Annotated in this window: 18 protein-coding genes; 16 read left to right on the top strand and 2 right to left on the bottom strand. The window is 67.1% G+C overall.

The features are described from left to right. The first annotated feature begins 12 nt into the window (after positions 1 to 12). The 12 genes from hpt to AC50X6_RS00145 all read left to right on the top strand — a co-directional run bounded on the left by hpt (position 13) and on the right by AC50X6_RS00145 (position 12001). Complete coding sequence (hpt, locus tag AC50X6_RS00090; RefSeq protein WP_232082480.1) at positions 13 to 564, top strand: hypoxanthine phosphoribosyltransferase; 552 nt, start codon at positions 13 to 15, stop codon at positions 562 to 564. A 226-nt stretch (positions 565 to 790) separates the two neighbouring features. Next, complete coding sequence (gene ftsH / locus AC50X6_RS00095; RefSeq protein WP_494964310.1) at positions 791 to 2860, top strand: ATP-dependent zinc metalloprotease FtsH; 2070 nt, start codon at positions 791 to 793, stop codon at positions 2858 to 2860. A gap of 54 nt (positions 2861 to 2914) precedes the next feature. Beyond that, positions 2915 to 3511 carry a GTP cyclohydrolase I FolE gene (gene folE / locus AC50X6_RS00100; RefSeq protein ID WP_494964660.1) on the top strand — a complete coding sequence of 199 codons (597 nt, stop codon included), beginning with the start codon at positions 2915 to 2917 and terminating at the stop codon, positions 3509 to 3511. An 11-nt stretch (positions 3512 to 3522) separates the two neighbouring features. Continuing rightward, on the top strand, positions 3523 to 4458 hold the full coding sequence (gene folP, locus AC50X6_RS00105) for a dihydropteroate synthase (RefSeq protein ID WP_494964311.1): 936 nt from the start codon (positions 3523 to 3525) through the stop codon (positions 4456 to 4458). Between the two features lie 13 nt (positions 4459 to 4471). After that, positions 4472 to 4840 carry a dihydroneopterin aldolase gene (folB, locus tag AC50X6_RS00110; protein WP_494964312.1) on the top strand — a complete coding sequence of 123 codons (369 nt, stop codon included), beginning with the start codon at positions 4472 to 4474 and terminating at the stop codon, positions 4838 to 4840. Further along, a complete protein-coding gene (gene folK / locus AC50X6_RS00115) occupies positions 4837 to 5364 on the top strand; it encodes a 2-amino-4-hydroxy-6-hydroxymethyldihydropteridine diphosphokinase (RefSeq protein ID WP_494964313.1) in 528 nt (175 codons plus the stop codon). The genes folB and folK overlap by 4 nt, the downstream gene beginning before the upstream one ends. Further along, complete coding sequence (locus AC50X6_RS00120) at positions 5361 to 5882, top strand: DUF3180 domain-containing protein (protein ID WP_494964314.1); 522 nt, start codon at positions 5361 to 5363, stop codon at positions 5880 to 5882. Before folK ends, AC50X6_RS00120 begins: the two co-directional genes overlap by 4 nt. Then, positions 5863 to 6375 (top strand): PH domain-containing protein, encoded by a 513-nt coding sequence (locus tag AC50X6_RS00125; protein WP_494964315.1) that lies wholly within the window; start codon positions 5863 to 5865, stop codon positions 6373 to 6375. Before AC50X6_RS00120 ends, AC50X6_RS00125 begins: the two co-directional genes overlap by 20 nt. A gap of 61 nt (positions 6376 to 6436) precedes the next feature. Further along, positions 6437 to 8122, top strand: a complete 1686-nt coding sequence (locus AC50X6_RS00130; RefSeq protein WP_494964316.1) for a PH domain-containing protein — start codon at positions 6437 to 6439, stop codon at positions 8120 to 8122. After that, positions 8115 to 9023, top strand: a complete 909-nt coding sequence (locus AC50X6_RS00135; protein WP_494964317.1) for a Rossmann-like and DUF2520 domain-containing protein — start codon at positions 8115 to 8117, stop codon at positions 9021 to 9023. Before AC50X6_RS00130 ends, AC50X6_RS00135 begins: the two co-directional genes overlap by 8 nt. 15 nt (positions 9024 to 9038) lie before the next feature. Beyond that, positions 9039 to 9938: a pantoate--beta-alanine ligase gene (panC, locus tag AC50X6_RS00140; RefSeq protein ID WP_494964318.1), complete on the top strand. Its 900-nt coding sequence runs from the start codon at positions 9039 to 9041 to the stop codon at positions 9936 to 9938. A 566-nt stretch (positions 9939 to 10504) separates the two neighbouring features. Further along, entirely contained in the window at positions 10505 to 12001 is a 1497-nt protein-coding gene (locus AC50X6_RS00145; protein ID WP_494964319.1) for an MDR family MFS transporter, read from the top strand. An 89-nt stretch (positions 12002 to 12090) separates the two neighbouring features. Here the strand turns inward: AC50X6_RS00145 and AC50X6_RS00150 are convergent, their stop codons facing one another. Together AC50X6_RS00150 and AC50X6_RS00155 are read right to left on the bottom strand one after the other, a co-directional pair. Continuing rightward, complete coding sequence (locus AC50X6_RS00150; protein WP_494964320.1) at positions 12091 to 12924, bottom strand: alpha/beta fold hydrolase; 834 nt, start codon at positions 12922 to 12924, stop codon at positions 12091 to 12093. 61 nt (positions 12925 to 12985) lie between these two features. Continuing rightward, positions 12986 to 13612, bottom strand: a complete 627-nt coding sequence (locus tag AC50X6_RS00155; RefSeq protein WP_494964321.1) for a thymidine kinase — start codon at positions 13610 to 13612, stop codon at positions 12986 to 12988. 215 nt (positions 13613 to 13827) lie between these two features. Here AC50X6_RS00155 and lysS point away from each other — a divergent pair, with 215 nt between their 5' ends. The 4 genes from lysS (at position 13828) to AC50X6_RS00175 (ending at position 19409) form a co-directional block, all read left to right on the top strand. Beyond that, positions 13828 to 15360, top strand: a complete 1533-nt coding sequence (gene lysS / locus AC50X6_RS00160) for a lysine--tRNA ligase (RefSeq protein WP_494964322.1) — start codon at positions 13828 to 13830, stop codon at positions 15358 to 15360. Between the two features lie 2 nt (positions 15361 to 15362). Next, the gene (locus AC50X6_RS00165; RefSeq protein ID WP_494964323.1) at positions 15363 to 15554 is read left to right on the top strand and encodes a hypothetical protein; all 192 of its coding nucleotides are present in this window, start codon (positions 15363 to 15365) and stop codon (positions 15552 to 15554) included. A 134-nt stretch (positions 15555 to 15688) separates the two neighbouring features. Then, positions 15689 to 16015, top strand: a complete 327-nt coding sequence (locus AC50X6_RS00170) for a histone-like nucleoid-structuring protein Lsr2 (protein WP_494964324.1) — start codon at positions 15689 to 15691, stop codon at positions 16013 to 16015. 901 nt (positions 16016 to 16916) lie between these two features. Beyond that, positions 16917 to 19409 (top strand): ATP-dependent Clp protease ATP-binding subunit, encoded by a 2493-nt coding sequence (locus AC50X6_RS00175; RefSeq protein WP_326966526.1) that lies wholly within the window; start codon positions 16917 to 16919, stop codon positions 19407 to 19409. The last annotated feature ends 179 nt before the right edge of the window (positions 19410 to 19588 follow it).

Here is a 19588-nt window from a genome sequence, read left to right on the forward strand (position 1 = left end):
CAGGAGTTATTGGTGGATTCAAACGACGTCCAGGCAGACCTCAAGCACGTTCTGTATTCCAAGGAACAGATCCAGACCCGGATCACCGAACTCGCTGCCCAGATCGACAAGGACTACGAAGGCCGCGATCTGCTGATCGTCGGCGTCCTCAAGGGCGCGGTGATGGTCATGGCCGACCTGGCCCGTGCCCTGCACAGCCACGTGTCCATGGACTGGATGGCCGTGTCCTCTTACGGCTCCGGTACGCAGTCCTCCGGCGTGGTCCGCATCCTCAAGGACCTCGACACCGACCTGATGGGCAAAGACGTCCTGATCGTCGAGGACATCATCGACTCCGGCCTCACCCTCTCCTGGCTCAAGACGAACCTTGAATCACGCGGCACGGCCTCGGTGGAAATCTGCACCGCCTTCCGCAAGCCAACGGCCGCCAAGGTCCAGATCGACGTCAAATATGTCGGCTATGACATCCCCAACGAATTCGTGGTGGGCTACGGACTGGACTACGCCGAAAAGTACCGCAACCTGGACTTCGTCGGCACCCTGGCGCCGCACGTCTACGAGTAGCCGGCCGGCGCCGCGGACTGCGGTTGCGCCGCCTCCGCCGGCCCGGCCGGCCCGCCATCCGGCGCGCCGGATGGCGGGCCCCGCTACGCCTACAGGGAACTTTTGCACTCGACCGTGCGTGACTCACTGGGACGGTGTATAGCTTGAAGCTGACTCAGCACCACACGCGCGCAGAATTCGGTCGCCGTGCCGCACTACCAGGAGGGACGGGGGCAGCCCCGATCAGATGAAAGCTAAGAGTTTCTTCAAAGGTCCGGGCATCTGGATTGTCGCTGTTATCGGCATGCTCCTGCTGGCCTTTGCCACCCTGGCTCCGGGTGGCTCCGCCCGGATTGATACGGACAAGGGCCTGGCGCTGCTGACTGAGGGCGGCAAGATCGAGCAGGCCAAGATCTTCGACGCGGAAAACCGCGTGGACCTGGTCCTGAAGGACAACCTGCAGGTCGACGGGCAGGACAAGGGCAAGAACATCCAGTTCTACTACGTCAACGCCCGCGCCGCCGACGTCGTCAAGGCTGTGACCGCTTCCAAGCCCCCGAGCGGCTACACGGACCAGCCGGTCGAGAACAACTGGTTCGCCGGGCTGTTCTCCCTCCTGATCCCGGTACTGCTGCTCGGTGTGCTCTTCTGGTTCCTGCTCTCCCGCATGCAGGGCGGCGGCTCCAAGGTCATGCAGTTCGGCAAGTCCAAGGCCAAGCTGGTCAACAAGGACATGCCGCAGGTGACCTTCAGCGACGTGGCCGGAGCCGACGAGGCCGTGGAGGAACTCGAAGAGATCAAGGAATTCCTGCAGGAACCGGCCAAGTTCCAGGCTGTCGGAGCCAAGATCCCCAAGGGCGTGCTGCTCTACGGCCCTCCCGGCACCGGCAAGACCCTCCTGGCCCGCGCGGTAGCCGGCGAATCCGGCGTACCCTTCTTCTCCATCTCCGGTTCGGACTTCGTGGAAATGTTTGTCGGCGTGGGCGCCTCCCGTGTCCGCGATTTGTTCGAACAGGCCAAGGCCAACGCGCCGGCCATCATCTTCGTGGACGAGATCGACGCCGTCGGACGTCACCGCGGTGCCGGCATCGGCGGCGGCAACGACGAACGCGAGCAGACCCTCAACCAGCTTCTCGTTGAAATGGACGGCTTCGACGTCAAGACCAACGTCATCCTGATCGCCGCCACCAACCGGCCCGACGTCCTCGACCCGGCCCTGCTGCGTCCGGGCCGCTTCGACCGCCAGATCTCCGTGGAGGCCCCCGACCTGATCGGCCGGGACCAGATCCTGTCGGTCCACGCGAAGGGCAAGCCGATGGCACCCGGCGTCGACCTGCGGGCCGTGGCGAAGAAGACGCCGGGCTACACCGGCGCGGACCTGGCCAACGTCCTCAACGAGGCCGCCCTGCTGACCGCCCGGTCCAACGCCAACCTGATCGACGACCGTGCCCTGGACGAGGCGATCGACCGCGTCATGGCCGGCCCACAGAAGCGCAGCCGCGTCATGAAGGAACATGAGCGCAAGGTCACCGCCTACCACGAAGGCGGTCACGCCCTGGTTGCCGCGGCACTGCGGAACTCGGCCCCGGTCACCAAGATCACCATCCTGCCCCGCGGCCGGGCCCTGGGCTACACCATGGTGGTCCCGGAGAATGACAAGTACTCCGTGACCCGCAACGAACTGCTCGACCAGATGGCCTATGCCATGGGCGGCCGGGTGGCCGAGGAGCTGGTCTTCCGCGACCCGTCCACCGGTGCGTCGAACGACATCGAGAAGGCCACCGGAATTGCCCGCCGGATGGTCACCGAGTTCGGCATGAGTGAGCGCGTCGGCGCCGTCCGCCTCGGCCAGGGCGGCGGCGAGCCCTTCCTGGGCCGCGACGCAGGCCACGAGCGCAACTACTCGGACCAGATCGCCTATATCGTCGATGAGGAGGTGCGCCGCCTGATTGACGGGGCCCACGACGAGGCCTATGCCATCCTCATCGAAAACCGTGACGTCCTTGATCAGCTGGCCCTCGAACTGCTCGAGCGCGAAACCCTGAACCAGGCCGAAATCGCGGAGGTCTTCGTCAATATCCGGAAGCGCGATTTCCGTGAGGTCTGGCTGTCCAAGGAGACCCGCCCCATCCGGGAGGCCGGCCCGGTGGAGTCACGCCGCGAGAAGGCCGAACGCGAAGCGCAGGAGGAGGCCACCGAGGCCCGCCTCACCGAGCCGCTGGACACCTTCCCGCCGCACGCCCAGGGAGTCTCCGGACAGGAGCCGTTCCAGGGCGGCGGTGTCACCGATCTCGGGCCTGATGGACGTCCCGGCTAAGCTTCTTCCGTGACTTCATTCAGCAACGACGACGACGCTCCCGCCACCGGTTCTTTGGCGGCGGGAGCTCAGGTTTCCGGTACCACCGTGGTGGACCATCCGCGGATCGAGGCTGCGGTCCGCGAGATCCTGCTGGCTATCGGGGAGGACCCGGACCGCAGCGGCCTGCTGGACACCCCGAAGCGGGTGGCCAAGGCGTACGCCGAGATGTTCGCCGGACTGCACCATGATCCGGCCGAAATCCTCGGGACCACCTTCGACCTGGACCACGAGGAACTGGTCCTGGTCAAGGACATCCCGTTCTACTCCACCTGCGAGCACCACCTCGTCCCGTTCCACGGCGTGGCCCACGTCGGCTACATCCCCTCGCGCGAGGGCAAGGTCACCGGCCTGAGCAAGCTGGCGCGGCTGGTGGACATGTTCGCCCGGCGCCCGCAGGTCCAGGAACGGCTGACCACCCAGATCGTCGAAGCTCTCGTCACCCACCTCAAACCGCGCGGCGCGATCGTGGTCGTCGAATGCGAACATCTCTGCATGTCCATGCGCGGCATCCGCAAGCCCGGCGCCAAGACCGTCACCAGCGCAGTACGCGGGCAACTCCATGACCCGGCCACCCGCGCCGAGGCCATGAGCCTCATCATCGGAAGGTAAGAACACTGACTATGGACTCCCTAGCTGCAGCCCCGGGCACCGGTCCCGCCACCTCGCCCCTTCCCGTCATGCGCAAAGCACGCCCGGCAGCGAATTTTAAGGATTTACCCACGGACCGGACACTCGTGATGGGCATCCTCAATGTCACCCCCGATTCGTTCAGCGACGGCGGCCACCACGCCACCGCAGACGCCGCCATCGCCGCGGGCCTGCGGATGTTCTACAGCGGCGCGGACATCATCGACGTCGGCGGCGAATCCACCCGTCCAGGCGCCACCGGAGTCAGCGCCCAGGAAGAGCAGGAGCGGGTCCTGCCCGTGATTACTGCCCTGGCCAAGGCCGGTGCCCTGATCAGCATCGACACGACCCACGCCGTCACCGCGGCGGCCGCCCTGGCCGCCGGCGCCACAATCATCAACGACGTCTCCGGCCTCACCATGGAACCCGAGATGGCGGAGCTCGTGGCCCGCAGCAAGGCCCCCTACATCCTCACGCACCGCCGCGGGAACGCCAGCACCATGGATTCCCTGACCGAGTACGGAAACGTCGCCGAGGACGTCGCGGCGGAACTCGCCGGCGTCCGGGACAAGCTCTACGCCGCGGGCGTCGCCCCGGAGCAGATCATCGTGGACCCGGGGTTGGGCTTCGCCAAAACCGATGTGCAGAACTGGGAACTGCTCAGGCATCTGGACGTGCTGCAGGGCATGGGCCACAAGGTCCTGGTCGCAGCCTCGCGCAAGCGTTTCCTGGGCAGCCTCCTGATCGTCGCCGGCAAAGCCGCGCCGCCGGCCGAACGGGACGCCGCCACCGCAGCTGTCACCGCCATCAGCGCCTACCGGGGTGTCTGGGCGGTCCGCGTGCACGACGTCGGCCCCACCCTTGACGCCGTCAAGGTCGCCGCCCGGATGACCGCCGGGACACCGGGCGCCGCGCCCGGCCACAACTGAACCGGCAGCCATCATGGACCAGATCACGCTGAGCGGTGTCACCGCCGTCGGCCATCACGGGGTGTTTGATTTTGAGCGGCGCAACGGCCAGCCGTTCGTCGTCGATGCCGTGCTGCACCTGGACTTCAGCCGGGCCGCCGCGTCCGACAATGTCCTGGACACCGCCCACTACGGTGAAGTGGCCGATAGTATCCGGGGCTGGATCACCGGGGAGCCGCTGAACCTGATCGAGGCGCTGGCCGTGCGGATCGCCGAGGACGTGCTGCGGCGGTTCCCGGTGGCCGCGGTCGACATCACCGTGCACAAACCCAACGCCCCCATCGAAGTCGAGTTCGGCGACGTTTCCGTCAGCGTCCACCGGACCCGGCAGGGGCAGCCATGAATTACACCCGGGCCGTGCTGGCGCTCGGCAGCAACCTGGGGGAGCGCAGCGATACCCTCTCGTCCGCGGTTGCGGACCTGGTCGACCCGCCCGAGGTCCGTCTCCTGGCCATCTCACCGATCGTGCAGACGAAGGCTGTGGGCGGGCCGCCGGGCCAGCCGGACTTCCTGAACATGGTGATCGCCGTCGAAACCAGCCTCTTACCGGAGGAGCTGCTGCGGCACTGCCAAGCTGTGGAACAGAAGCACCTGCGGGTACGTGGGGTGCGCTGGGGCCCGCGCACCCTGGACGTGGACATCATCACGTACGGGGACCTGGCCTCTCCCGATCCGGAGCTGACGCTTCCCCATCCGCGCGCCGCGGAGCGGGCCTTTGTGCTGTACCCCTGGTCACTCATCGATCCCGCGGCCGAACTGAACGGCGAACGCGTGGGCGACCTCGCCGCCCGGGCCGCCGACTTCGCCGACCTCGTGCCTTTCGACGGCTTCGGCGAGCCGCACGGCGTGGCCGGAGCGGAGTCATGAAGCTGACCAGCCCCCTGCTGCTGCTGGTCATTGGCGTGGCCGTGGGAGTCATGGGCTGGCTCGCCGCCCTGCTGACCACCCGGTACAGCCTCAATACCCCGGTGCTGCCGGTGACCGGGCTGATCACCATGGGCGTGATCGTGGCGCTTACCCTGGTGCTGGGGGTCCGGGTGCTCCGCTGGCGCAGCGGCAGGAAGAAAACAATGCTCAACCCGATCCTGGCCGCGTGGACGCTTGTCCTCGCGCAGGCCTGCGCCTACACCGGTGCCGTGCTGCTGGGCTGGCACGTGGGGATCTTCGTTGACCAGCTACGGCTCTGGAACCTCCGCAGCGACCAGAGCCTCACCTGGCAGGCCCTGATCATGGCAGCCGGCGGCCTGGCCATGATTGTGGTGGGGCTGGTGGTGGAACGGTTCTGCCGGATTCCCCCGGAAGACGGCGACGCCGGCACGGCACCCGGCCTGCAGGAAAAGCGTAAACCCAAAACGGAAGGCGAATATGCGTACCGAGGCGATTGATCCGCCGGGCATCGATTGGCTGCGGGTTTCCCCGAAGTACATCACAGTCCGGATGGCCGGCTGGGCGATCGGCAACGCCATCGCCGTCGCCGTCCTCTCCCTGCCGCTGGTCCTGGTTCTCAGCGGAGCATGGACGTGGCCGCCGCTCTGGCTGGCGGTCACGGTTCCCGCTGCGATGCTGCTCCTGGCCCTGTGGCGGCTGGTGCTCATCCCGCGGCAGGTGCGTTCAATCGGCTACGCCGAGCGAGAGGACGATCTGCTCATCCGCCAGGGCATCTTCTTCCAGCGCACCCTCGTGGTGCCCTACGGCCGCATGCAGTACGTCGACATCGGCGCCGGGCCGGTGGAACGCGGCCTGGGCCTGTGCACCCTGAAGCTGCACACAGCATCAGCCGGCACCCGCGCGGAAATCCCGGGCCTGCCCGCCGGGGAGGGCGCGCGGCTCCGCGAGCAGCTCTCCGCCCGCGGCGAAGCCCGGCTGGCCGGGCTGTGACGGGGCGGCCGTGAACGGGCCTGCTGCGAACGGGCCTGCCGTGAACGCGGGCGCTACCGGCGTGGCACCGACCTCCGGCGCGACCTCCGGCGCCGGGGGTGCGGCAACGCCCGACGGCGCGTGGCTGCGCGTGCATCCGGCCTCGCCGTTCGTCCGCGGCTGGTTTGCGCTGGCCGCGATCGGGTTCTTCGTGGGCCGCGACACCTTCGAGCGGATGCTCCGGGGTGGTCCGCTCATCGACGAGGAGGCCGCGGGCCGGGCGCCCTGGCTCCTGGTCGGCGGCGGTGCCGTGCTGCTGCTCGCCGTTCTCGGCTTCGTCCTGAGCTGGTACTTCACCCGCTATCAGGTGGCGGGGGGCTACGTCCGGGTCAACACCGGCTTCCTCTTCAAGCAGCAGCGGCAGGCCCGGCTGGACCGGGTCCAGGCGATCGACATCGTGCAGCCGCTGCTGGCCCGGATTTTCGGCCTGGCCGAACTCAAATTCGAGGTGGCCGACGCCGGTGAGTCCGCGGTACGGCTGGCATACCTTCGGATGGACGAGGCCCGGCAGCTCCGGGCCACCATCCTGGCCCGCGCGGCCGGTGTGGTGCCCGATCCCGAACGCCCGGAGGCCGCTGCCGCGGAGGCGCCCGAATACGCCGTGCTCACCGTCCCGCCCCGGCGCCTGGTCGGTTCCCTGCTGCTGAGCGAACAGAGCGTGGGCGTCGCGCTGGGCGCGGTGGCCTCCGTGGTGCTGTCCGCCGTCACCGAGAACCGCGGCTTCTTTTTCTACCTCATCCCGGCCGGCCTGGGCCTCGTGGCCGCCTACTGGTCCTCGTTCAACAAGGGCTACAACTTCACCGCCGCCATCTCCCCGGACGGAATCCGGCTGCGCTACGGGCTGCTGGACACCCAGGCGCAAACCTTGCCGCCGGGCCGGATCCAGGCGTTGCGGGTCAGTCAGCCGCCGCTTTGGCGGATCTTCGGCTGGTACCGGATCCAGGTCAGCGTGGCCGGGTACGGCGCCGCCGGCAGCAACGGCGAAAGTTCATCCCGGACCACGCTCCTGCCGGTGGGGACCTTCCCGGAGGTGCTCACCATGCTGTCCCTGGTTCTTCCCGATCCCGGCACTCCCGACCCTGTCCGCGTCTTCACGGCCGGCATCAACGGCCTGGCCAACGCTTCCGCTGCTGCCGCTCCCGGTGCCGGTCGGGCGGACGACGGCGGTTTCGTCACCACGCCGCGGCGTGCGCGGCGGCTGGCGCCGCTGGGCTGGCGGCGCAACGGCTTCACCGCCACGGACACGGCGCTGCTGATCCGTTCGGGCCGCTGGTGGCGGCACCTCGTGCTGGTTCCGCACCAGCGCACGCAGTCCATGGCCTTGCAGCAGGGCCCGCTGGCCCGCCGCTTCGGCGTGGCAGACCTCGTCCTGCACACCACGGCCGGTCCGGTGGCTCCGAGGCTCATCCAGGCCGGCCTCGACGAGGGCAGGGCACTGCTCGAGGCACAATCCGCCAGGGCCCGCGCGGCCAGGAAACGGCAGACCAGCGAGCACTGGCTCGTCCAGGTCCGTCCGCTCGTGGTGGAGCCAGCCCCGGTGGTTAAACCAGTCCCGGTGGCTGGACCCGCCCCGGTGGTTGGGTCAGGCGAAACCGGGCCCACCGAAGCCCCGGCGCCCGATGAACCCGAGCACCGGGCGGAGCCCGGCCGCGGCACGCCTGATCACCGGGAAGACCTCAGCGATACGGAAGGCCCGCGACATGGCTAAGCCAGGACGCCTCGGCGTCGGAATCATCGGTGCCGGCAAGGTCGGCGCCGTCCTCGGGGCGGCCCTGCGCGGCGCCGAACACGCCGTCGTCGGCGTCTCCGCGGTGTCGGATACCAGCCGTGAACGCGCGGAAACCCTGCTTCCCGGCGTACCGGTGCTGGACGTGCAGGACATCATCGAGCGCGCCGAACTGGTGCTCCTGGCAGTACCCGACGATGCACTCGGCCCGCTCGTGGAAGGCCTGGCGAAACTCGGCGCCTGGCAGCCCGGGCAGCTGGTGGCACACACCTCGGGCCGCTTCGGCGTGGGGATCCTGCACCCGGTCCGCTCCGTTGGTGCCATCCCACTGGCGCTGCACCCCGCGATGACGTTCACCGGCATGAGCCTGGACCTCACCCGGTTGCTCGACTGCACCTTCGGCGTCACGGCCGACGCCGCGATGCTGCCGATCGCGCAGGCCCTCGTCGTGGAGATGGGTGCGGAGCCCGTCGCCATCGCCGAGGCCGACCGCACCCTCTACCACGCGGCCCTGGCGCACGGCTCGAACCACCTTGTGACCCTCGTCGCCCAGGCCGCCCAACTGCTCCAGGACGTCGGCGTCGACGCCCCGGACCGCATGCTGGGACCGCTGCTGCGCGCCACCCTGGAAAACGCCCTCGCCTCGGGCGAATTGGCCCTCACCGGGCCCGTGGCCCGCGGGGACACCGGCACGGTGGCCGCGCACGCCGAGGCCCTGCGGGAGTACGACGGCGGTGCCGGCGGCGATATTCTGGAGGCATACCTGGCCATGGCGCGGGCCACCGCCCGACGGGCCGAATGCCGCGGGCGGCTGTTGCCGGACCAGCTCGAGGGCATCCGCCGGGCGCTTGAGGGCCCGGACCGTGATGGCCCGCAACCCTAAGGAAGGTCCATAAACTTGGCGATCCAACTCGTGACGACGGCTGCCCGGCTCCGCACCGAAAGCGCCCGCCTACTCGCGCAGAAAAGCGGCAGCTCGCAGGGTCTGGTGCCCACCATGGGCGCCCTCCACGAGGGACATGCCCAACTGGCGCGCACCGCCGTCGCCCAGAACGACGTCGTGGTGGTCAGCATCTTCGTCAATCCGCTGCAGTTCGACGAGGCCGCTGACCTGGAACGATACCCCCGCACTCTGGCCGCGGACCTGTCCCTGCTCGACGCCGAGGGCGTGGACCTGGTGTTCGTGCCGAGCATCGACGAGGTCTACCCCGACGGGGCGCCGAAGGTCCGGATCGCCGCGGGACCGATGGCCGAGAAATGGGAAGGTGCGGTCCGCCCCGGGCATTTCGACGGCGCCCTGACGGTTGTGGCCAAGCTGCTGCACTTCGGCATGCCCGGCGCGGCCGCCGGCACAGGACTGCCGGACTACCGGGCGTACTTCGGCCAGAAAGACGCCCAGCAACTGGCCCTGGTCAAGCGTATGGTGGCGGACCTTAACTTCCCGGTGGAAATCGTTGCGGTGCCGATCGTGCGTTCCGCGGACGGGCTGGCACTCTCCAGCCGCAACCGGTTCCTTTCGGCGGAAGAACGCGAGGCTGCCCTGGTGCTGTCCCGGGCGCTGCGCCTGATCGAGGAACGGGCCAACGCCCACGAGCCGCTGGACCTGGAATCCGCGCAGGCGCTTGTGGCATCGCAGCCACTCGTGGAACTGGACTACTTCGACGTGGTGGATCCGGGCACGCTGGATCCGCTGGCCGAGAACTGCCGGGACACACCGTTCCGCGGCGAGGGCCTGGCACTCCTCGCGGCCACGGTCGGCCCGGTCCGGCTGATCGACAATATTCCGCTGAACTCGTAAACGAAGCAACGCGGGGTCACTTAGCGCCCATGCCGACGCCATCAATGGGCCGGATCTGACCCCGCGTAGCATTTTCGGGGTCCGCTCATCGTGGGCTGGCCTTGTCTCGACTGCAGAGTCAGATAGTCACGGGTTGGTGACCACATGACGACGTTCCTGCCCAGTTGCTCGGGTCCGGAACCCGTTTCAACCCCAGGGAACCCCGGGATTCCGCGGGTGCCGGCGGGTGCGCGTGGAAGTAACTGGGCGGGAGCGTCGTGCCGGAGCCGGGGACCCCCTGGCGGCCATTTTGGCGAACCGTTGGCGTCCTCAACTGAAGTCACGCCAGCTACGACAGGAAGATCCATGGTTGTGGAGGGACTCCATGTGGGAGCGGTTGGTGTGCATCGCAGCTGATGTCGCCGCCCCGACCTAAAGCGGACCCGAAGCCGCCACAAACGGAAATCCTGGCGGAGCGGGAATTACGCCAGGGGATCGTCTGTTGGCACATACAGTGGACACCAGCACGCAGCCACATCCGGACCCATTTGCCGGACCCCATTTCCGCACTTCCAGAGGGAACCCCCATGTCTACAGACGTCTCTACAAAGGCCGGCGGCGATCCCGAGCAGGCCGTCCCGACCCACGCCGTCCAGACCAAGGCGGCCGGGAAGAAGCCCGCGGCGCGGCCGGCGAAGATGTCCAGGGAGTCGGTCACCATCATCGCCACGCTGCTGGTGGCCACGTTCGTGGTGATCCTCAACGAGACCATCATGAACGTCGCCCTCCAGCGGCTGATGGTGGAGCTTGGGGTCAACGCGCCCACCGTGCAGTGGCTGTCCACGGGCTTTATGCTCACCATGGCCGTGGTGATCCCCACGACGGGTTTCATCCTGCAGCGTTTGTCAACCCGCGCCGTCTTTATGCTGGCCATGGGCCTGTTCTCCGGCGGCACGCTGCTCGCGGCACTGGCTCCGGGATTCGAAATCCTCCTGCTGGCCCGGATCGTCCAGGCCAGCGGCACGGCGATCATGCTGCCCCTGCTGATGACCACCATCCTCACCCTGGTCCCCGTGTCGCGCCGCGGCCTGGTGATGGGAAACGTCAGCATCGCCATCTCGGTGGCGCCGGCCATGGGCCCCACCGTTTCCGGCCTGATTCTGGAGCACTTTTCCTGGCGCTTTTTGTTCGTCTTTGTCCTGCCGATCGCCCTCGCCGCGTTCGCCATCGGCGCCCGGTATCTGACGAACATCGGTGAAAAGGAGAAGACCCGGCTTGATGTCCTGTCCGTGCTGCTGACAGTTCCCGCTTTCGGTGGCCTGGTGTACGGACTCAGCCAGATCGGTGGCGGCCAGGGCGGGACGGGTTCCGCCGCCGTGGCGGCGCTGGCCATCGGCGCCGTGGCCATGCTGGCGTTTGTGCTCCGGCAGTTGAGGCTGCAGAAGTCCGATGCGCCCCTGCTGGACCTGCGCGCGTTCAGCTTCCGGATGTTCACGGTGTCCGTGCTCCTGCTCGTGGTCGCCATGATCGCACTGTTCGGCGCGGTGATCCTCCTGCCCCTTTACCTGCAGGAGATCCGCGGGCTGACGTCGCTGGAGACAGGCCTCACCCTGCTGCCCGGCGGCCTCGCCATGGGCCTGCTGGGCCCGGTCATCGGCCGGCTCTTTGACAAGGTTGGCCCGCTGCCGCTCACGGTCACAGGATCGACGCTGCTGGTGCTGGCCTTGTTCCAGTTCTCCCTGCTGGACGCGGCCACGCCGGTCGGCTGGATCATCGCGCTGCACGTGGGCTTCAGCCTGGGGCTGGCGCTGATTTTCACGCCGGCGTTCACCACGGGGTTGAATCCGCTGCCGCCGCACCTCTACTCCCACGGTTCGGCCATTTTGAGCACCCTGCAGCAGGTGGCGGGGGCTGCCGGAACAGCGCTGCTGGTCTCCATCTACGCCGTCGTGTCCGCGACTTCCGGAATCGTCGCCGGCATGCACACGGCGTTCCTGACGGCGTCCGCCATAGCCCTCGCCGCCGTCGTGCTGGCCGCCCTGATGCGCAAGACCGCCGCAACGGAACACCCCGCCTCCCACTAGCCTGATTAACCCCAACGCGGGGTCACTTAGCGCCCGTCCGGAGGTCCGGAATGGGCGCTAAGTGACCCCGCGTTGCTTTTTGGGGTGGGCTAGCTTGCGAAGAACTCGCTCAGTTCGGCGATGAGCTTGTCCGGTGCCTTGTTGACGCCGTCGTGCCCCATGCCCGGCAGGATCGTGTAGCTGGAGCCGGAAAGCACGTCGTGGATCTGGGCGCAGGCCACGCCGAAGTACGCCGGACTCTTCTCACCCACAATAATGAGCGTCTCCAGCGGCAGTGCGAGGAACGGCTCGGCGGGCATGTCGGCGGCGATGATCGCCTTGATCTCGCGGACGCCGGTCTGCATAAGCTCGCGCATCTGCTTGCCGATCGGGGTACCTGAGGCGAGCTTGTTGGCCAGCGTCAGCATGGACAGCGGCATCCGGGACAGGGCACGGCCGGTCTCGAGGCCCTTGAGCAGGACGGCGAGGGCCCGGTCATCGTCACCGGCGGCCGTCGCCCGCTCGTATTCGGTGGTCCAGTCCGCGGTGACGCTGTGGTTCACGGACACCGCGGGGTCGTACACCGCCAGTCGCTCCACCGGGAGGGTGCGGGCGGCGTGCAGTGCCACTGCCCCGCCGAAGCTGTGGCCAAAGACGTCCGTGCTGGAGGTGTGTTTCATCACCGCATCCAGGTCGTGGATGTCCGCATCCAGGGTGTAGTCCTCCGGCTGCGGGGAGGAGGAGCCGCGGCCGCGCCGGTTGAAGGAATGGACCGGCCGCCCCAGCGAAGCGCTGAGTTTCTGGGCGAAACGGTTGTAGTCGGCGGCTGTCACCATTGAGGCCGGCACGACGACGACGCCGGAACCCGCCGAGGCGAGCTCGGCACCGGTGCTGAAAAGCTCGATGGTTCCGCCGTCGGGGGTTCTGATGTTCTCGCGGGTCATGCTCCGAGCCTATCCGAGGCCGTAGCTACCGAGTAGTAGGGCCCCCGCCGATCCGGAAACGTCAGTTGCCCAGCCGCCCGTCGGAGACCTCGAGGTAGCAGGATCCGCAGAGCGACTCGTACCGGACATCCTGGCCGTCGATGGCGATCTGGTCGCCGTCGAACACCACATGGTCCCCGATCCGGCGGGTGTTGAAGATCGCCTTGCGGCCGCAGCGGCAGATCGTCTTGAGTTCCTCGAGGGTGTGGGCGATCTCCAGGAGCCGGAGCGAGCCCGGAAACGCCCGGGTACGGAAATCGGTGCGGATGCCATAGGCGAGCACCGGTACCTGGTCCAGGACTGCGATGCGGAACAGGTCGTCCACCTGGGCCGGTTCAAGGAACTGCGCCTCATCCACCAGCAGGCACGCCACGGGCCGGGTGTCCACATGCTCCAGCAGGGCCTCGGGATCGTCGCCGTGCGCCCGGGCGGAGAACAGCTCCCGGGCGGACGCCCCGGCCGGGATGAGGAAGTCCACCGAGCGGGTCATGCCGAGGCGGGACACGACGTCGGAATCGCCCTTGGTATCGACGTCCGGCTTGGCCAGCAGGACCCGCTGGCCCCGCTCCTCGTAGTTGAAAGCGGCCTGCAGCAGGCCCGTGGACTTGCCGGAGTTCATCGCGCCGTAGCGGAAGTAGAGCTTGGCCAAGGGGGTCCTTTCGAAAGGGTCGCCCACCGATTCTACGGCTGGCACCCGGCGTCCCGGCCCGGCCCGGGCACGGCGACGGCATCCCGGCCCGGGCACGACGACGGCGCCGGGCTGTCGCTTTGTGCACCACGCCCCGGGCGGGTGACGGGCGGGTGACGGCGGTTGCCGGGCGGGCAGGACCCGTGCGGCCTGATCTCCCGGTAAACTTGGGGATTGTGACTTCCCAAAACACCTCCGCCCCGAATACCGCCGCCGAGCACCACGACGCCAGCGAACAGACGCGCATCCGGATGGAGAAGCGCGCCAAGCTGATTGAGCGCGGCATCGAGGCGTATCCGGTGGGAGTTGAGCGCACCCATTCACTGGCTGAAATCCGGGAGAAGTACGCGCACCTCCAGCCCGACGAAACCACCGGACACGACGTCGGTGTGACCGGCCGCATCGTCTTCATCCGCAACACCGGCAAGCTTTGCTTCGCCACCCTCCAGGAGGGCGGTATGGACGGCAAGGCCGTCCGGCTGCAGGTCATGCTGAGCCTGGCCAACATCGGCGAGGAAGCGCTCGCCGACTGGAAGGCCCTCGTGGACCTGGGTGACCATGTCTCCATCAAGGGCGAGGTCATCTCCTCCCGCCGCGGGGAGCTCTCTGTTTTGGCCGGGTCCTGGACCATGGCGTCCAAGGCGCTCCGCCCGCTTCCCGTGCTGCACGCCGAGCTCAATGAGGAAACCCGCGTCCGCCAGCGCTACGTGGACCTCATCGTCCGCGACGAAGCCCGCGAAATGGTCTACACCCGGGCCGCGATCACCCGCTCGATCCGCGAAACCCTGCACCGCCAGGGCTACGTCGAGGTGGAGACCCCTATGCTGCAGCTGATCCACGGCGGCGCCACAGCCCGGCCGTTCGAGACGCATATGAACGCCTTCGACCAGAAGATGACACTCCGCATCGCCACCGAGCTGTATCTTAAGCGCACCGTCGTCGGCGGGATCGACCGCGTCTACGACATGGGCCGGGTGTTCCGCAACGAAGGCGTGGACTCCACCCACAGCCCGGAATTCACGACGCTGGAGAGCTACGAGGCCTGGGCCGACCAGTTCGTGATGGCGGACCGGATCAAGGAACTCATCCTCGACGCCGCCGACGCCGCCGGGGTGGGCCGGGTGCTGCAGACCGAAGCCGGCGAGATCAACCTCGACGGCGACTGGGCCTGGCTGGCGGTGTACCCGGGACTGTCCGAGTTCGTGGGCCAGGAAGTCACCCTGGACACCACCGTCCCGGAGCTGCTGGTGCTCGCCGCAGAGCACGACGTCAAGATCGACGCCGACTGGGACGCCGAGAAGCTCGTCGTGGAGCTCTTCGGTGAACTCGTCGAGCCGACCCTGCTCAACCCCACCTTCGTCTACGACTACCCGCCCTCCGCGCAGCCGCTGGCCCGCCAGAACCGCAAGGATGACCGGCTGATCGAGGCCTGGGACCTCATCATTGGCGGCATGGAGCGTGGCACGGCATTTTCAGAACTGATCGACCCGGTGATCCAGCGCGAGCGGCTCACCGAGCAGTCCCGCCGCTCAGCCGCCGGCGACGTTGAGGCCATGCAGCTGGACGAGGACTTCCTCCGCGCACTTGAATACGGCGCGCCGCCCATGGGCGGAATCGGCCTGGGCATCGACCGGCTGGTGATGCTCTTCACCGGCGCAGGCATCCGCGAGACCATCCTGTTCCCCCTCCTGAAGCCCGAAGGAAACTGAGCATGGAGTACATCGCCGTATTGTTGCCCTCCGTCGTCGTCGGCCTTATTTTCTGGTTCGCGATGAAATCTATTTTCAATGCCGACAAATCGGAGCGCCAGGCCGAAGCGCGCGCCCAGGCGGAAGCCGAGGGAAAGGCCCAGGAGACGGATACCGTTCGCGAAGACGGTCATTCCGGCGGCCCGAACAAATAGCGGCCCATTCCATCCTTTGGATTTCCTTTAGAGAATCTTTACCGCTTTGACTCACGGCCGTAAAGCGGAGGATACTTTCAGCAGATACATCCTGCTTTTGTAAATCCTCATCCTCATTGGAAAGAGAGTCTTTAATGGCACAGAAGGTAAAAATCATCCTCGTAGATGACCTGGATGGGGGATCCGCGGACGAGACTGTCCGGTTCGGCGTTGATGGTGTCAGCTACGAAATTGACCTGTCGTCGGATAATGCGGCGGAACTCCGCTCTGCAGTTGAGCGCTTTGTTTCACATGCACGCAAGACCTCCGGCGGCCGTGCCACGCGCACCAAGGTCATGAGCGGCCGCAACCAGAACTCCGCGCAGATCCGTCAGTGGGCCCGCGACAACGGCTACTCGGTAAACAGCCGGGGACGTATCCAGGCCGAAATTCAAGAAGCGTACCATAAAGCGAATTCCTAGGCGGATGCCGCTGCTGTAACAACGATGCCCCTGCCTTCGGGCCGGGGCATCGTCGGTTGGGCGGCGGACTTTTGCCGCCGGTGCCGCCGACGCCGGTAGCCGCCGACGTTGATGCCGACGCCGGCCGCTGGCCAGGGTTGATGCGACGTCGTGGGAAGTGGTTGGATTCCGGCGACTTGGCGCGCGGTTGGCGGTGTTCGTGATTTGGCTAGCCGGTGGAGGCTGATGGCGAGGTTCCGCAGCGGGGCCGTGAGCCGGGGCCGTGAGCCGGGGCGCGCCGGTTGCGCTGTCGGCGTGGGCCGGTTGTGGGCGCCCATTCGCCACAGATGGCCGGTTCGAGACCGTCATCCCGGCCATCTGCGGCGAATCGGTGGCATGCGGCCGCCCCGCCGGCCAGCAGGTCCCGAAGGATCTGCCGGCCCGCAGCCACAAAGCCCCGCCGCTGGACATGCGCAGCAGCGGGGTTGCTGCGTGCGTCCTTGCTCCTGAAATCTTTTTTGTAGCCCCGGGTGACGACGTTCCAGCCCAGTTACTCGGTTCCGGAACCCGTGCCGGCCCCCTGTCAGACCCGGGATTCCGCGGGTGCCGGCCGGTGCGCGTGGAAGCAACGTGGAAGCAACTGGGCAGGAGCGTCGAGCCGGAGCCCGGGAACCTCCATAACAAGGACCCGCTCAGGCTTCTGGATCAGCGCCGGGCGCCGCCCGTGCTGTGCCGCCTGTGCAGCGCTGGTCGGTCGCGCCGGCCCCACAGGCGGGCAGCCTTCGGGCCCCCGTGGTAGCCGCCGTCGGGTCGCCGTGTGACGCGGGGATGGCGCCCCGGTTTCCCCTGTGGCGAACAAGCCCCAAATCCGGAAGCCAGCCACGTAGCATCAAAGTACGTCGTAGCTAGGAGTGTGGCGAAAATGTTTGAGCGATTTACGGACCGTGCCCGTCGCGTAGTTGTGCTTGCCCAAGAAGAGGCACGCATGCTGAACCACAATTACATTGGTACCGAACACATCCTCTTGGGTCTGATCCATGAAGGTGAAGGTGTTGCCGCCAAAGCCCTTGAGTCCTTGAGCATTTCGCTCGACGGCGTCCGGGAGCAGGTACAGGAGATCATCGGCCAGGGCCAGCAGGCCCCGTCCGGCCACATCCCCTTCACGCCGCGAGCCAAGAAAGTGCTGGAACTCTCCCTGCGCGAGGCCCTGCAGCTCGGCCATAACTACATCGGCACCGAGCACATCCTGCTCGGCCTCATCCGCGAGGGTGAGGGTGTTGCCGCCCAGGTGCTGGTCAAGCTCGGTGCGGACCTCAACCGTGTCCGCCAGCAGGTGATCCAGCTGCTCTCGGGTTACCAGGGCAAGGAAACCACCGGCGCTGGCGTTGGCCCGGGCCAGGCGGAAGGAACTCCCGCCGGTTCCGTCGTCTTGGACCAGTTCGGCCGCAACCTGACCCAGGCTGCCCGCGAAAACAAGCTGGACCCTGTAATCGGCCGCGAATCCGAGATGGAACGCGTCATGCAGATCCTGTCCCGCCGGACCAAGAACAACCCGGTGCTTATTGGTGAGCCCGGCGTCGGCAAGACCGCCGTCGTCGAGGGCCTCGCCCAGGCGATTGTCCGGGGTGACGTCCCGGAGACCATCAAGGACAAGCAGCTGTACACCCTGGACCTCGGGTCCCTGGTGGCCGGCTCCCGCTACCGCGGCGACTTCGAGGAGCGCCTCAAGAAGGTCCTCAAAGAGATCCGGACCCGCGGCGACATTATCTTGTTCATCGATGAAATCCATACCCTCGTGGGTGCCGGCGCAGCCGAAGGTGCCATCGATGCGGCCTCGATCCTGAAGCCGATGCTGGCCCGCGGGGAGCTCCAGACCATCGGCGCCACCACGCTGGATGAGTACCGGAAGCATATCGAGAAGGATGCCGCCCTGGAACGCCGCTTCCAGCCGATCCAGGTCAAGGAACCCTCTGTCGCGCACACGATCGAGATCCTCAAGGGACTCCGGGACCGGTACGAGGCACACCACCGCGTCACTATCACCGACGGCGCCCTCGCGGCGGCCGCGAGCCTGTCGGAACGCTACGTATCGGATCGTTTCCTGCCGGACAAGGCAATTGACCTGATCGATGAGGCCGGCGCCCGGCTGCGCATCCGCAGGATGACAGCCCCGCCGGAGCTCAAGGTCATGGACGAGAAGATTGCCGCGATGAAGCTGGAGAAGGAATCCGCGATTGATGCGCAGGACTTCGAGGGTGCCGCCTCGCTGCGCGACAAGGAGCAAAAGCTCATTGCCGAGCGGGCCGAGAAGGAACGCCAGTGGAAGACCGGCGGCATGGATGACATCTCCGAAGTTGATGAGGATCTCATCGCGGAGGTGCTCGCGAACTCGACCGGCATTCCGGTCTTCAAGCTGACGGAGGAAGAATCCTCGCGGCTGCTCAAGATGGAAGACGAGCTGCACAAGCGGGTCGTCGGCCAGGATGAGGCCATCAAGTCCCTGTCCCAGGCGATCCGCCGCACCCGTGCAGGCCTCAAGGACCCGAAGCGGCCGGGCGGCTCGTTCATCTTCGCCGGCCCCACGGGCGTCGGCAAGACCGAGCTGGCCAAGGCACTTGCCGAGTTCCTGTTCGGCGATGAAGACGCGCTGATCACCCTGGACATGTCCGAGTACTCGGAGAAGCACACAGTGTCCCGCCTATTCGGCGCCCCTCCGGGCTATGTGGGCTACGAGGAAGGCGGACAGCTGACCGAGAAGGTCCGCCGTCGTCCGTTCTCCGTGGTCCTGTTCGACGAGGTGGAGAAGGCACACGCCGATCTCTTCAACTCGCTGCTGCAGATTCTGGAAGACGGCCGGCTGACCGACTCCCAGGGACGCGTGGTTGACTTCAAGAACACTGTGATCATCATGACTACGAACCTCGGCACCCGGGATATCTCCAAGAGTGTGGCCACCGGCTTCCAGTCCGGTACGGACACGCAGACCGGCTACAACCGGATGCGGGCCCGCGTCACGGAGGAGCTCAAGCAGCACTTCCGCCCCGAGTTCCTGAACCGTGTTGACGACGTTGTGGTCTTCCCGCAGCTGACCCAGGACGAAATCATCGAGATCGTGGACATGTTTGTTGGACGGCTGGAGAAGCGGCTGAAGGACAAGGACATGGGCATCGAGCTCACATCTGCGGCCAAGGTGCTGCTGGCAACCCGCGGCTACGATCCCGCCATGGGTGCCCGGCCGCTGCGCCGCACCATCCAGCGCGAGATCGAGGACCAGCTCTCCGAGAGGATCCTCTTCGGCGAGCTCAACGCCGGCGACATCGTGGTGGTGGGTGTGGACGGCGAAGGAGACGACGCCAAGTTCACCTTCGCCGGCACTTCCAAGCCGGTCATCCCGGAGATCGCGCCTAGCGTCTAGGTACTGACTCAAAGGCCCCGTCCACTCCTGCAAGGGAGCGGGCGGGGCCTTTCTGTCTGCGCTGCCGGCCGAACCACTGTCCCGGTGCCGCCCGGCGGCCGCCGGCACCCGCCACCTTGGCCCCAGCGGCCGCCGTCCGAGTCTGAAAGTAGTGTTTCACTCTTAGTGAACCCGGTGTG

It is taken from the genome of Pseudarthrobacter sp. HLT1-7 (assembly GCF_059383435.1).

Coding starts and splice junctions, on each gene's coding strand:
- ftsH (WP_494964310.1), top strand. CDS start 791: ATGAAAGCTAAGAGTTTCTTCAAAGGTCCGGGCATCTGGATTGTCGCT.
- folP (WP_494964311.1), top strand. CDS start 3,523: ATGGACTCCCTAGCTGCAGCCCCGGGCACCGGTCCCGCCACCTCGCCC.
- folB (WP_494964312.1), top strand. CDS start 4,472: ATGGACCAGATCACGCTGAGCGGTGTCACCGCCGTCGGCCATCACGGG.
- folK (WP_494964313.1), top strand. CDS start 4,837: ATGAATTACACCCGGGCCGTGCTGGCGCTCGGCAGCAACCTGGGGGAG.
- AC50X6_RS00120 (WP_494964314.1), top strand. CDS start 5,361: ATGAAGCTGACCAGCCCCCTGCTGCTGCTGGTCATTGGCGTGGCCGTG.
- AC50X6_RS00125 (WP_494964315.1), top strand. CDS start 5,863: ATGCGTACCGAGGCGATTGATCCGCCGGGCATCGATTGGCTGCGGGTT.
- AC50X6_RS00135 (WP_494964317.1), top strand. CDS start 8,115: ATGGCTAAGCCAGGACGCCTCGGCGTCGGAATCATCGGTGCCGGCAAG.
- AC50X6_RS00145 (WP_494964319.1), top strand. CDS start 10,505: ATGTCTACAGACGTCTCTACAAAGGCCGGCGGCGATCCCGAGCAGGCC.
- AC50X6_RS00150 (WP_494964320.1), bottom strand. CDS start 12,924: ATGACCCGCGAGAACATCAGAACCCCCGACGGCGGAACCATCGAGCTT.
- AC50X6_RS00165 (WP_494964323.1), top strand. CDS start 15,363: ATGGAGTACATCGCCGTATTGTTGCCCTCCGTCGTCGTCGGCCTTATT.
- AC50X6_RS00170 (WP_494964324.1), top strand. CDS start 15,689: ATGGCACAGAAGGTAAAAATCATCCTCGTAGATGACCTGGATGGGGGA.
- AC50X6_RS00175 (WP_326966526.1), top strand. CDS start 16,917: ATGTTTGAGCGATTTACGGACCGTGCCCGTCGCGTAGTTGTGCTTGCC.